Source organism: Prosthecobacter sp. (genome assembly GCF_044226605.1).
Classification (GTDB): domain Bacteria; phylum Verrucomicrobiota; class Verrucomicrobiia; order Verrucomicrobiales; family Verrucomicrobiaceae; genus Prosthecobacter.
In genome coordinates this window covers 509794-522673 of the sequence record NZ_JBGAGS010000001.1, presented here as the reverse complement: position 1 = coordinate 522673, position 12880 = coordinate 509794, and the positions used below count along the sequence as shown (strand labels likewise).

The 12880-nt window shown below is 59.9% G+C and carries 10 protein-coding genes; 8 read left to right on the top strand and 2 right to left on the bottom strand.

What is annotated here, in order from left to right:
* Positions 1-97: 97 nt before the first annotated feature.
* Together katG and ACILSO_RS01865 are read left to right on the top strand one after the other, a co-directional pair.
* On the top strand, positions 98-2341 hold the full coding sequence (katG, locus tag ACILSO_RS01870; protein WP_395735654.1) for a catalase/peroxidase HPI: 2244 nt from the start codon (positions 98-100) through the stop codon (positions 2339-2341).
* Positions 2342-2400: 59 nt separating this feature from the next.
* The gene (locus ACILSO_RS01865; RefSeq protein ID WP_395735653.1) at positions 2401-3495 is read left to right on the top strand and encodes a dihydroorotase; all 1095 of its coding nucleotides are present in this window, start codon (positions 2401-2403) and stop codon (positions 3493-3495) included.
* Position 3496: 1 nt separating this feature from the next.
* Here the strand turns inward: ACILSO_RS01865 and ACILSO_RS01860 are convergent, their stop codons facing one another.
* Together ACILSO_RS01860 and ACILSO_RS01855 are read right to left on the bottom strand one after the other, a co-directional pair.
* Positions 3497-4387 carry an alpha/beta hydrolase fold domain-containing protein gene (locus ACILSO_RS01860; RefSeq protein ID WP_395735652.1) on the bottom strand — a complete coding sequence of 297 codons (891 nt, stop codon included), beginning with the start codon at positions 4385-4387 and terminating at the stop codon, positions 3497-3499.
* A 51-nt stretch (positions 4388-4438) separates the two neighbouring features.
* Positions 4439-5761, bottom strand: coding sequence for a hypothetical protein (locus tag ACILSO_RS01855; RefSeq protein WP_395735651.1), 1323 nt, complete (start codon positions 5759-5761; stop codon positions 4439-4441).
* A gap of 193 nt (positions 5762-5954) precedes the next feature.
* Here ACILSO_RS01855 and ACILSO_RS01850 point away from each other — a divergent pair, with 193 nt between their 5' ends.
* The 6 genes from ACILSO_RS01850 (at position 5955) to ACILSO_RS01825 (ending at position 12876) form a co-directional block, all read left to right on the top strand.
* Positions 5955-6455, top strand: coding sequence for a DUF3592 domain-containing protein (locus ACILSO_RS01850; protein WP_395735650.1), 501 nt, complete (start codon positions 5955-5957; stop codon positions 6453-6455).
* A gap of 63 nt (positions 6456-6518) precedes the next feature.
* On the top strand, positions 6519-7193 hold the full coding sequence (tsaA, locus tag ACILSO_RS01845) for a tRNA (N6-threonylcarbamoyladenosine(37)-N6)-methyltransferase TrmO (RefSeq protein WP_395735649.1): 675 nt from the start codon (positions 6519-6521) through the stop codon (positions 7191-7193).
* Between the two features lie 20 nt (positions 7194-7213).
* Positions 7214-8086, top strand: coding sequence for a phosphotransferase enzyme family protein (locus tag ACILSO_RS01840; RefSeq protein WP_395735648.1), 873 nt, complete (start codon positions 7214-7216; stop codon positions 8084-8086).
* Between the two features lie 65 nt (positions 8087-8151).
* Positions 8152-9783, top strand: a complete 1632-nt coding sequence (locus tag ACILSO_RS01835; RefSeq protein ID WP_395735647.1) for an RNA polymerase sigma factor — start codon at positions 8152-8154, stop codon at positions 9781-9783.
* A gap of 102 nt (positions 9784-9885) precedes the next feature.
* A complete protein-coding gene (locus ACILSO_RS01830) occupies positions 9886-11442 on the top strand; it encodes a DUF3592 domain-containing protein (protein WP_395735646.1) in 1557 nt (518 codons plus the stop codon).
* 81 nt (positions 11443-11523) lie between these two features.
* On the top strand, positions 11524-12876 hold the full coding sequence (locus ACILSO_RS01825) for a hypothetical protein (protein ID WP_395735645.1): 1353 nt from the start codon (positions 11524-11526) through the stop codon (positions 12874-12876).
* Positions 12877-12880 lie beyond the last annotated feature (4 nt).

The window sequence follows — 12880 nt, the reverse complement described above, 5'->3', positions numbered from 1 at the left end:
TAAGATTCGTGACAGGCCGCAGTTGACCGGCGGCATCGCATTGCTGCACAATGGAGCGCATCCACGGAATTCACTTCAACCAACCAAGGAGAGAGCCATGACGACCGAATCCAAATGCCCGTTTCACCAAACCGCCGGCGGCGGCACCACCAACCGGGACTGGTGGCCGAAGCAGTTGAAAGTCGATCTTCTGCATCAGCATTCCTCGAAGTCCGACCCAATGGGCGGGGACTTCGATTACGCCAAGGAGTTCCAGAGCCTTGACTATGCAGGGCTGAAACAAGACCTCGCGAAGCTGATGACGGACTCGCAGGACTGGTGGCCGGCGGACTTCGGCCACTACGGCCCGCTCTTCATCCGCATGGCATGGCACAGCGCCGGCACCTACCGCACGGGCGATGGTCGCGGCGGCGGGGGGAGAGGGCAGCAACGCTTTGCACCGCTCAACAGCTGGCCGGACAATGTGAGCCTGGACAAGGCGCGCCGCCTGCTGTGGCCGATCAAACAGAAGTATGGCCGTAAAATTTCCTGGGCCGATCTCATGATCCTCACAGGCAATGTCGCCCTCGAAACCATGGGCTTCAAAACCTTCGGTTTCGGTGGCGGACGTGAGGACACCTGGGAGCCGGATCATGATGTCTACTGGGGCCGCGAAACCAAGTGGCTGGGAGGTGACATCCGCTACTCGCAGGGATCTCCAGGAGTCGATGAAAGCCACGGCGTTCTTGTGAAGGACGATGACAGCAAAGTGCCGCACACACGTGACCTTGAGAATCCGCTCGCAGCAGTTCAGATGGGGTTGATCTACGTGAATCCTGAAGGTCCGGACGGCAAGCCCGACCCTGTGGCCTCCGCCCGCGATATTCGCGACACCTTCGGCCGCATGGCGATGAACGACGAAGAGACCGTGGCGCTCATCGCCGGAGGTCACACCTTCGGCAAAACTCACGGCGCTGGCGATGCGGGAATGGTGGGCTCTGAACCCGAAGCCGCCGATCTCGAGGAACAAGGCATGGGCTGGAAGAGCCGTTTCGGCACGGGCAAAGGCGGTGACGCGATCACCAGCGGCCTCGAAGTCACCTGGTCGCAGACACCGACGAAGTGGAGCAATTACTTCTTCGAAAACCTGTTCAAGTATGAATGGGAACTCACCAAGAGCCCGGCGGGTGCGCAGCAATGGGTGGCCAAGGGCGCTGAAGCCACGGTTCCCGACGCGCACGATTCTTCGAAGAAGCGTCTGCCGACGATGCTCACCACCGATCTGGCCCTGCGCTTTGATCCGGCCTACGAGAAGATCTCCCGACGCTTTCTGGCGCATCCAGAGGAGTTCGCAAACGCGTTCGCCCGTGCGTGGTTCAAGCTGACCCATCGTGACATGGGCCCACGCGCGCGTTATCTCGGCCCGGAAGTTCCGCAGGAGGAACTCATCTGGCAGGACCCCATCCCTGCAGCAAATCACCCGTCGATCAGCGAGGCGGAAATCGCCTCACTCAAGACACAGATTGCCGCATCTGGCCTGTCAGTCTCGCAACTCGTGAGCACCGCATGGGCCTCTGCGTCCACCTTCCGTGGCTCCGACAAGCGAGGTGGTGCCAATGGCGCGCGCATTCGCCTCGCACCCCAGAAGGATTGGGAGGTCAATCAGCCGCAGCAGCTCGCGAAGGTGCTCGAAACTCTCACGGGGGTTCAGAATGCATTCAACAAGTCAGCCAGCGGCGGTAAACAGGTTTCGCTCGCCGATTTGATTGTGCTGGCCGGTTGCGTTGGCGTCGAACAGGCGGCGAAAAATGCCGGTCACACGGTCACGGTGCCTTTCGCGCCGGGCCGCACAGACGCCTCGCAGGAGCAGACGGACGTGGAATCCTTTGCGGTGCTGGAACCGATTGCCGATGGCTTCCGCAACTACCTCAAAGGCAAATACAGCGTGCCCGCCGAAGCGCTGCTCATCGACAAAGCGCAGCTGCTCACGCTCTCCGCGCCCGAGATGACGGTGCTCATCGGCGGCATGCGTGTCCTCGGTACCAACGCCGATGGCTCGTCACATGGTGTCTTCACGCAGCGTGTGGGCTCGCTCACCAATGACTTCTTCGTGAACCTGCTCGACATGAACACGGAGTGGAAGTCCGTCTCACCCTGCGGCAATGCTTTCGCGGGTGTCGATCGCAAGACCGGCACACCTAAGTGGACCGCCATGCGGACTGACCTCGTCTTCGGCTCCAATTCCCAGCTGCGAGCACTCGCGGAAGTCTATGGATGCGCCGACGGCGGGGAGAAGTTCGTGAGGGACTTCGTCGCCGCGTGGGCCAAGGTGATGAACCTGGATCGCTTTGATCTGGCTTGATCACCAGTCTTGCCTCAACTCTCGATTGATCGTTCGTGGCTCCGCGCTAACGAACATGCATGACTCTGACGCTTCCCCAATGGTTTGATCTCCACACGCATTTCCGCCAAGGCCCGGCGATGACTGCTTATGTCAAAGCGCATCGCGACATGGGCTGTGCGGGAGCGCTGGCGATGCCGAACACCCAGCCGCCGGTTTCTCGCATTTCAGGGGCCGCGCAGAGCGATGGCTGGTCGATCGAAAGTTACTCGGCAGAACTGCGTGCGGCGGGAGCGGATGCCTTTGAGCAGCTCATTGTGCCTTTGTATCTGACCCGCCATACCACGGCGGCAATGATTCGCGAAGGCGCTGCCTCCGGGCAGTTGCGCGCCTGCAAGTACTACCCGCCGCATGGAACGACAAACTCAGAACACGGGGTGCCGATGGATGACCTGATTGGCGGAGAGGTGCTGCGGGCGATGGAGGAGTGTGGTGTGGTGCTGTGCATCCATGGCGAGCAGCATGCGCTGAGCGGACCAGACTACATCGATGCGCAGCAGAACGCGGAAACCCGATTTTATTCGGAGCGGATGCCGAGGTTGCTGGCAGCGCATCCAAAGCTGCGCATCGTGTGCGAGCACATCACCACGCGCAAGGCGGCGGAGTTTGTGGCAAATGCGCCGGAGCATGTGGGCGCGACGATCACGCCCCAGCATTTGCTCTACACTCTGGGGCATCTGATCCAGGGACTAAAATATCATCTGTACTGTCTGCCGATCGTGAAGTTTCAGGATGACCGCGCCGCACTTCGGCAGGCCGTCACGAGCACGGGGCAGAAGAAATATTTCGCCGGCACAGACAGCGCCCCGCATACCACCAAGGCGACGGCCTGCGGCTGTGCGGCGGGCTGCTTTACCGGAGGTTGCGCGCCTCAGCTTTATGCCATGGCGTTCGAAGAGGCAGGTGTGGATCTCGGCACGGCGGAGGGGAAGGCTTTGTTTGAGCGCTTCCTTTGTCTCAATGGTCCGGGCTTCTATGGATTTCCGGCGTCTGAAAAGCGATTCACGATGGAGAAGGCATCGCAAAAAATGGAAGTGCTCGAAACCCCTGCGGGCCCTGTGACTCCGCTGCCGGTGGGCATGAGCATGGAACTGACGTGGCGGCTCTCGGTTTGAATCAAGGCGCGGCAGGCCGCAGGTGCTTGGTGAAGAAGGTGGCGACCATGTCTCGAAGCGGTGGCGTAAAATGGGCATTGCCACCATGGCCTCCGCCCGGCACGACTTGCAGGGCCACTTCGAGCCCGGCCTTCTGATAAACATCCACCATGCGCTGAGATTGATCGAGATGGACTGTGCCATCTTTGTCGCCGTGGATGATGAGCAGCGGAGCGTCGCCAGCGCTGACCTGGAAGACGGGGCTGGCAAAGCGGGCGAGTTCGAGATTCTTTTTCACCGGACCGCCCAGCAGCAGGAATACAGTTGATTTGGGATCTTCCGTTTTGATGGGCTGATTTTCCGAACGCAGAATGAAGTCGCTGGGGCCAAAATAGTCCGCCACTGCCTGAACCGCCGAGCTTTGATCGAGATTGCCGCCGACGTTTCCTTCGTACTCGGGGACGCCGCCGGTGGTGCCGAGCAAAAGCACCAGATGCCCGCCCGCAGACGTGCCAGCCACGCCCACGCGGGTGGCGTCATACCCGTACTCTCCCGCATGAGCTCGCAGCCAGCGCACAGCGCCTTTGCAATCGTGAATCTGTGCTGGAAACACGGCCACCTGGGAGAGGCGGTAGCTGATGCTCGCCACGGCAAAGCCGCTTTCGGTGAGCCAGGAGGTCGAACAGTTTTTGTACGATCCGGCCTTCCAGCCGCCGCCGTGGATGAACACCACCAAAGGCGGTTTCTTCGAATCCTTCGGCAGATACAGGTCCAGCTTCAGCTCGTGGTCATTCACCTTGGCATAAACGATGTCAGCATGAGTGGGTGCGAGGTCCGGAGCAGAATGACCAAGGCTGGGAAGCGCCAGCAGCAGGACGGTGAAAAGGGGCAGGATGCGTGAATGAAAGAGCATCTTCGAACAACGCCGGAACGGCGAAAAGATTTCCAAAAGGAGTACCATCCATCACTTCCCCGAAGCCGCCAGTCTGATGCTGCGCACCTTCATCCATGCGCCGGGTTCGGCGCTGCCCACGGGATCGATTCTCAGGCGAAGCATGCCACCCCGATAGGAAGCGACTGAGGACAAGGGAATCACATGCCGGTGAAATTCACCATCAGCTATGAGTGGGAACGCGAGTAAGTTTTCAGCAGAAAAGCCCTTCTGTCCAAACGACTGCCACATGAGGGTGCCTTGCTTTTGTTCCGTATGAAAAGCCGCATCGATGATGAGATAGGGCGCATCAGCCGCCTGCCAGAAGGTCATGGGGCTGATGAGCTGTGGATCGTCTTGCTCCAGCACCACGTTCAGGCTGTCCTTCACCGGCCAGCCACTGTCGCGGGCGTTTTGATAATGCCAGCCCTGACGGTCATTCACAAAGCTCCACGTGGGAGCTGCCTGACTACGATGCACAGCCGCTCGGGCGCGGATTTCTTGGACGTTTCCCAGCACTAGCTCGTAGCCAAAATCATAGACGATGTTGTGGTCCAGAATCTCCTGGCCTTGACCGGCAAGGTAGCCGGTGCTGTTCCCATGCGTGTCATTAGGTCCCGGCTTTCCTGCAAAGCCGCCAGTGAAGTGTACGCGCCCCGGAGTGACCAGCCCAAGGCCATAATCTTTCTCATCCAGCAGCGCCGCCCAGCCCTCGGTGCCGGTCCAGAAAGACCACGGATGTTTGCCATGAGGCGCCGGTGCCGTGGACACCGCATCTTGGGTGAAAGGCTTCTCATTCATGTAGCTCACCACGCGATGAAACGCAGCATTGGCATAGACGGCGGGAAGCTCCTGCAAACGTGCGGGATACTGCACGGTGTCGCTGCGCTTGTTGGTGAGCCGCGCCCGCGCCTTCACTACGGCGCCGTCGAGTTCCAGCCATGAGTCGAAGGTACATTCTCCTGGCACATTGTTGAGGGGCCACTGCAGCGGCACGCAGGTGAGGTGGATCTGCCTCCTGTCGTTTTCGTGGGTCAAAATGCGGCTGGCGTTTTTGAAATCGTCGCCCGTTTGAATCGGGTTCCAGCCGATGTGCCGCCAGTGCTCCGCAGGCTTCTGCCCGTTCGCTTCAAAGGGAACCGGGCCGGAGTAGAACGAAAGCTGTACCTGCCGCCCCAGGTCGAAGTTGTTGATCACATTCGCGCCGTCCTTCACGCTGGCCAGAAAGGTAATGGCACCGCCGTGGTCAAGATCCACCCCCAGCTTGATGCGGTCATTCTCCAGCCAGCTCATGCGTTCAGCATGGACTGAGGTGGAGAGGAACAGAATGGAGAGCAGCAGGTGGGACAGATGCATGAAAGGTGAAGATGAGGCAGCCGTCAGATTCGGCAAGGGGTGAAGTATGGAGTGAGGATGGCTTTGGGCGGAGGAAAATGGCGAGGTGCCTGCGGTGACTGAATGGCCTGCAGGAAAAATTCCTTGGCTGTGATGTGTCACAGCAGAAAGGCCACGGGCTAAGTCCAGACTGCATTCACGTCACTTATCCACCATGACCCGAAACAAAAAAGGCAATCCGCGACAGTTCGCTCTCATCTTCAGCATCGTCGGTCTGGTGATGTTTTGTGTGGGAGTGAAGGAGGTCTGGGAATCCAACGCGAGCAAAACCTGGCCTGCCACTCAAGGAAAGGTTCTGGCTTCGTTTGTACGCACACCCAGAGCAGGAGCCAAAAGACTCTACTCTCCTGAGGTGCAGTATGAGTTTGCTGTCGATGGAAAAACATACGCGTCGCAGCGGGTGTCGTTTGGCAGTTATCAGTCGAGTCGTTCATCGGATGCAGAGGCTGTGGCGGCACGCTATCCGGTGGGAGCTGAGGTGAGGGTGCACTACAAAGCGAATGATCCTGCTGCCAGCGTACTGGAACCAGGAAGCGAGATGGCAAATATCATCCTGCCACTACTGGGCCTGGTCTTTGCTTCAGCCGGGCTCTGGCTCCTCAAGACTTCACGGAAAGAGGGTGGGGCTGGCGCTTCGGGAAGTGAGAGTGCATGAGGACTGCGACAGGTTTCAACAGCTTCTGCCTTGCCGTGCCGGATAGTCCGCCCTAGTTGCGGCATGATTTCATTGAACGTCATCGCCACCCTGCGCACGTGCTACACCGACAAGTTCGGTGTGCCGCGCCAGCCGGGGCTGGTGCCCAGCGCCTGGGGAGTGGTGGAGTTTGAGCCGGCCTATCGGCGAAAGGAGGCTGTGCGCGGCATCGAGCAGTTCAGCCACCTGTGGCTTATCACGCAGTTTCACCTCGTCACCGAAGAGCCGACATCGCTCACGGTGCGGCCGCCACGGCTCGGCGGCAATGAACGGCGCGGCGTGTTTGCCACGCGCTCGCCCTTTCGGCCAAACCGGCTCACGCTCAGCGTGGTAAAGCTGGACCGCGTGGATCTCGAAGGCGATGCCGCGCCGCGCCTGTTTGTCTCGGGCGTTGACCTCGTGGATGGCACGCCGATTCTCGACATCAAACCCTACGTCCGCTATGCCGACTCGATCCCGGAGGCGAGCAGCGGTTTTGCGCATGAGGCGCCGCAGCGGTTGCCTGTGTGCTGGGACTGCGACAGCCGCGTGCCGGATGATGTGCGCGTGATCATTGATCAGTCACTCGCTCTGCAGCCACAGCCTGCCTACCACGACGATTCAGCGCGGGAGTATGCCACGGAGATTGCCGGCTGGCGCGTGCGCTGGGCTGCGACGCTCTCGGGAGCGTGTGTGAAATCGTGCGAATGGGTAGGCTGAATCTTGACGCTTTCAATTTCATGCCTGACACCGATCTTCCCATTCGCGCCGCCACCGAAACAGCCATCGCCCATGGCATCATTCCGGACCGCTGTGACATCCTTCAAAACGGCAGCACGCTGGTGCTGCGCCTCACGGAAACACTGGTGGCGAGAGTGGTGCAGGACACCAGCGGTCCCAGGCAGGGCACGGAGTGGTTTGCGCGGGAAAACGCCATCGCCCAGCATCTGACGGCGAATGGCGCGCCGGTCATCCCGCTGCATCCTGATCTGCCACCGGGCCCTCATGAGCATCTGGGATATCCAATCAATTTCTGGCAGTTTGTCACACGCATTGAGGCCGAGCCTGAGCCACGAGAGATCGGCCGCACCTTGCGCCAGTGCCATGAAATCATGAGCCGCTTTGCGGAGCCGCTGCCGCATCTGGCCATCATCACAGAGAGCCTCCAGATTCTGCGGGATCGTGAATTGTTTCCGCACACCACTCAGCAGATGCTGAGGCATCGTCTCGAGCATTCGATGGAGGTGCTCAATCAATATCCTCATCAGCCTGTGCACGGAGATGCACATCTGGGAAATCTCATGAACACCACTCTCGGTCTGCTGTGGACCGACTGGGAGGATACCTTTTCCGGCCCGGTGGAGTGGGATGTGGCCTCCGCCATCTGGAATGCGCAGATTTTAGATGAAGATCACGCCACGGTTCAGGCGGTCTGTGATGCCTACTGCGCAGCGGGTGGGCGCCTGGATGCCGAGGCGCTGAAGCACAGCCTCATTGCCCGTGCGGCGGTGATGACGGCTTGGTATCCGATCTTGTATCCCCAGCCAAATGCAGAGCGTCAAATGAGGCTGCAGCGCCGGATCGAATGGCTGCGGGACCAGGCCGGCGATTGACGCGGCGGGGACAAAACGCATATTTTTTGTCACCGCAGGCCCTCCGCCGACCACTGATGGATGACATGAATACTGCAACTCTCATCCCCGGAACTTCAGACGATGCCCAGCTCGTGGAACTCAGCCTGCGCGGCGATACGCAGGCCTTTGGCAATATTGTGGAGCGGCATCAGTCGCTCGTCTGCGGGCTAGCCTACAGCGCCTGCGGCAATGTGCATGTGAGCGAAGACCTGGCTCAGGAGACCTTCATCACCGCCTGGCAGCAGCTGCGCAACCTGCGCGAAAAGACCAATCTCCGCGGCTGGCTCTGCGGCATCGCACGGCACGTGATCAACAACTTCCTGCGCAAGCAGCGGCGCACCCCCACCGCGATGGCGTCAGAGCTGGATGAACTCGCCCATCCCGCTTCGGAGGAACTCTCTCCAGACGAAAGCGCGATCAGCGAGCAGGAGAACGCCATGCTCTGGCGCACACTGCAGACCCTTCCTGCAAACTACCGTGAACCCATGGTGCTGTATTATCGCCAGCATGAATCTGTCGCTGAGGTGGCGGCCTCTCTGGATCTGTCAGAGGATGTGGTGAAGCAGAGGCTGGCACGTGGCCGCGCCATGCTGGCGGAGCAGGTGGAGCGCATGCTGGGAAACACGCTGCGCCAGACCATGCCCACCGCAGCCTTTACCTGCTGCGTGCTTGCGGCTCTGCCCCTGGCCACGAGCTCTGCCACAGCTGCGACCGTGGGCGTCACGACCATCGCCAAAGGGGGCGCGGGCGGCAAGACCGTGCTCGCTTCGACGCTCAACGGCCTGCTGAGCCCGCTTATGGCGCTGCTGTTTGCAGGGGTGGGGTACAAAGTGAGCATGGACAGCGCACGCTCGGAAGAGGAGCGGCGGCTGATCAAAAAATTCTACTGCGTTTTGGCGGTCGTGACTCTGGTGTTCGGGGCGATGCTTCTGGCGCTGACATTCTCGGGCAAGTGGCTCGCACAAACGCATCCGGCTTGGTTCGTTGCGCTGCAGCTCGGGCTGGTGGGAGCCTGTCTCCTCTTTGCACTCGGAGGAGTGGTTTGGGGCTGGAGAAAAAACAAGCAGATGCCGATGCGGGAGGCCGCGTTGGAGGCCACTCTCCCCGTTGGGAAATGGGGGGTGCCGCTGCTGGAATACCGCAGCAGACTCACGCTGCTCGGCCTGCCCATCCTCCACCTGCGCTTTGGCAGAAAGCGTGGCGAATCCGTGCGTCCGGTGACGGCGTGGTTTGCCATCGGTGACTTTGCCATCGGGGTGATCGGTGCCTTCGGTGCCATGGCGGTGGCGCCTTTCAGCCTGGGGGCTTTTTCGGTGGGTCTTTTGTCCGTCGGAGGCATGGCCGTCGGAGTTGCCTGCTGGGGTGGCATCGGCCTTGGCATGTGGGCCATCGGTGGCTGCGCGCTTGGCTGGACTGCCTACGGTGGTTGCGTGGTGGGGTGGGAGGCGGCTCAGGGAGTGCTGGTCACCGCCCGTCATTTTGCACTCGGCACGGTCGCCGTGGCAGAGCATGCGAATGACGCGGCTGCCAGGGCTGCGATGAACCAGAATCCATTTTTTCAGTTCACGCGTCAGGTCATGAAATATGCCTCTCTTCTGAATCTGACGTGGTTTGTCCCCATGCTGCTGCTGTGGTGGAAAGCCCGGCAGATGAAACGCAAGGAGAGCCTTGGCTGAAGACCGGTTTTTCGTCTCCGAAGGGGAGGACGGCGCGGCCGCCCTCCTTTTCGTTTGATTGCTTTCTCTACCGGATGAGGCACCTTCTCAGGCAGGTGAGCCATGAAAAAGAAACAGCCAGGCCCTCGGGTGATGCTGCGCTTTCAGCAGATGCTCGGTGTGTTTGTCATCATGGCGGTGCTCGCATTTATCTCCTGGGAGGTGCAGGATTTTGCCGCCTCCTTCGCAGCGACGGAGATGACGACCGAGACCCGGTTGAGAACCACGCAGGAGCGTGACGATGCTCGGGTGCTTCGGGCATTTGAGGCAGCCAGGCAATCCGTTTGCAGCCAGGCGAAGCTGGAGACAGAGAAGAACCCGCAGCAGCAGACCCGGGATGCCCGACTGACGCTGACGGCAAAAACTGAGAAGGAGGTGCTCGCGGAGCGGGAGCTTATGGTGCAGGCCATGCAAAATGCCTTTGCACGTGAAGGCCCGGGTGAACTCTTTGACATCGGCAGTGCACCCTATGCACAACCTGTGCCGAACGACACCATGGCCCTGATCAAGCGGATATGCCGCGGCCTGTCGCTCACATTACTCTTGGTTGGACTGGTGATGCTTGTCACTCAGTGGAAGCGTTCGCGGCTGCCGGTGGCGGCTTTGCTCGGCATTCTCGCCACCACCTCCACGATTTTCCTGCAAGGGCGGCAGGATTCCGCGATCGTTCTGCTGCTGGTGATCGCCATCGTCCCTGGTCTAATCCTTGCACTCATGATTTACATGACGCGCCGGGTCAAAAAAGCGGAAGCGTGGCTCGAGGGCCGCGCACGGATCACGAAGTCTAAAGTGGATGTGGAACATCATCGCTTTGTCGGCGACACGACCAAAGTCCGTAACCTGCCGTGTGTCGCCTACGACTTCAGTGTCGGCGGAAAAGTGGTTCATGGTGATCGCATCAGCGTCGGCATCGCACCGGCGGACAATGTGGATCAGGTGCTGAAGCGTTATGCGGTCGGTGCGGAGGTGCCGGTGTTTTATGATCCTGAAAATCCGGCGGACTGCGTGCTGGAGCGCAAGCCGCCGGTGAGCCTCGGCTGTCTCTGGACTGGCACCGCCATCGTGCTGCTCGTATATGCGGTGGTGGTCGCCAGCTTTTGGAATGTCACATCCATTAGCGAGTCCTTTGACTCCGCTCTTCCACAGGTGCACCATCCGCTCATCGTGGCAGTGGCGGGATTCCTGGGCTTGTTTTGCCTGGCGGCAGGCATTTGGAACCGCCTGCATCCACGCAAGGCCTTCCCATGGTTGCGCACGCCAGGTGTCATTGTGTCCAGCACCGTCGAGGCCTACAAGGAGTCCGTCTCTTCATCAAACAGTTCGATGAGGACGTTTTACAAGCCGGTGATCGAGTTCAGCTACAAGGTCGAAGGGCAGGAGTATCACAACATCGTGGGAGCCGGCAGTCCGGTGACGGTCTCGATCTCGGGCGGCCAGTCCTTCGCGGAGTCTGAGGCAGCCAAGTATCCCACAGGCATGGCATTGGAGGTGTTCTATGATCCGCAAAATCCCACCCGATCCGCTTTGAACATCGACACTGAGATGATGATTGATGGATCTCGGTCCCTGATCGTTGCTGCCATTCTTCTCGCCGTGGCGGTCTATGCAGCGCTCAATTGAGGAACATCAGTTCTGCAAAAACGGGTTCTCTTCGTGTCCATCCCTTGGTAAAGAGCATAAAGTCGTCCCCTATCCTCCACCATGCTCAGAGACCTTCCTCCCATCCCACGCCGCATTTTTCTCTCTTATGGTCTGGCCATGGGGTGTGCCGCCTCAAAAGTCTTCGCGGAGCCGGCTGCATCGGGCTTGCCGCCAGTGAATGCATTGTCTCTACTCAAAAAGAAGCTCGTGGATGGAGAATCTGCCACCTTGCTCATCATTTCCGACAGCACAGGCTACAAAGAAAGCTCCGGCACGCGGCGGTTCATCCGCTGGCTGGCGGCTCAGTTTCCATCACACCACGTGACGGAACTCTACTGGGCGGAATGGGTGACGAATGCACCTACTGGTCCGAAAAACTATGGGCCTCCCATCGAGATCTCGAAAGGAACGACCAAGGCCACGCTGACCGTCCTCAATGCGGTTCTCCCCGGCGCCTTTGCCCAAGCGATGATGGATGGCTCGCGGTGGACGCCCATGCTCGCGCCGCTCAGCGGGAACGCGCCTGATCTCATCCTGTGGAATCACGGCCACAACCATCAGGCAGCCATCGGGCCGAAAGACTACCCGTATGGACGCGGCACCTTTTTGGCACCGATGGGCCGGATAGGACTCGAATTTCCCCACACGCCCCAGGCGGCGATCCTGCAAAATCCCTGGCGCGACAACGATGGCTACGAGCGAGTCCGCGACTGGTGGCTCTGGGCGGCGAAGGCCATGCCAAATCTGACGCTCATCGACGGCTATACGCCGTTCATGGTTCAAAAGAGAAGTGCCGACCTTTTCAAAGACAATGTCCATCCGAGCGACAACGGCTACGAGCTGATCTTCCGGCAACTCACAGCTGCCTGGGAAACGACCACTCCGCAGGCTGAAGTTCCTGCAGTGAACTGGGTGAATCTTCCCGCCCAACCCCTGGTGGCAAATGGCGATCTTGCTGATTGGACCGGTGACCTGCCGAAGAACTGGCGTCTTATTCATGGTGCCGCCGCACGGAAGGATCACGAGCACACTTTTCGTGGAGCTCCCTGGTCTCTGGCCCTCACAGGCAAGACGCAAAACGACGGCCTTCAGATCAGCATCACGGGCGATGCCCTGGCCCGCGTGCGCGGCAAGACCGTGAGCTTTGCCGTGCTGTGTTACGTCCCGCACGAAGCCGAGCAGGACATCCAGGTGAGATTCACAACGAACTCCAGCGATCAGGTCACTGGCTCCATCCAGTTCGCCCGGGACAATTGGAAATGGATCGTCATGGCGGGCTGTGTGGTGCCTGCCGAAGCCAGCCTCGCTTTCGTGAGCATTTTTCGCTCCTTCGCCAAGCCGCCCGGTGAGACGCCCTTCTACATTCAGAAGTTGGTCATCGTTGAAGGAGACAGCCCTCGGGGCGGAATGTGAAGCG

What these genes read in the sequence shown, in the direction of transcription:
- katG (WP_395735654.1), top strand. Translation starts at nt 98, where the DNA reads ATGACGACCGAATCCAAATGCCCGTTTCACCAAACCGCCGGCGGCGGC.
- ACILSO_RS01865 (WP_395735653.1), top strand. Translation starts at nt 2,401, where the DNA reads ATGACTCTGACGCTTCCCCAATGGTTTGATCTCCACACGCATTTCCGC.
- ACILSO_RS01860 (WP_395735652.1), bottom strand. Translation starts at nt 4,387, where the DNA reads ATGCTCTTTCATTCACGCATCCTGCCCCTTTTCACCGTCCTGCTGCTG.
- ACILSO_RS01855 (WP_395735651.1), bottom strand. Translation starts at nt 5,761, where the DNA reads ATGCATCTGTCCCACCTGCTGCTCTCCATTCTGTTCCTCTCCACCTCA.
- ACILSO_RS01850 (WP_395735650.1), top strand. Translation starts at nt 5,955, where the DNA reads ATGACCCGAAACAAAAAAGGCAATCCGCGACAGTTCGCTCTCATCTTC.
- tsaA (WP_395735649.1), top strand. Translation starts at nt 6,519, where the DNA reads ATGATTTCATTGAACGTCATCGCCACCCTGCGCACGTGCTACACCGAC.
- ACILSO_RS01840 (WP_395735648.1), top strand. Translation starts at nt 7,214, where the DNA reads ATGCCTGACACCGATCTTCCCATTCGCGCCGCCACCGAAACAGCCATC.
- ACILSO_RS01835 (WP_395735647.1), top strand. Translation starts at nt 8,152, where the DNA reads ATGAATACTGCAACTCTCATCCCCGGAACTTCAGACGATGCCCAGCTC.
- ACILSO_RS01830 (WP_395735646.1), top strand. Translation starts at nt 9,886, where the DNA reads ATGAAAAAGAAACAGCCAGGCCCTCGGGTGATGCTGCGCTTTCAGCAG.
- ACILSO_RS01825 (WP_395735645.1), top strand. Translation starts at nt 11,524, where the DNA reads ATGCTCAGAGACCTTCCTCCCATCCCACGCCGCATTTTTCTCTCTTAT.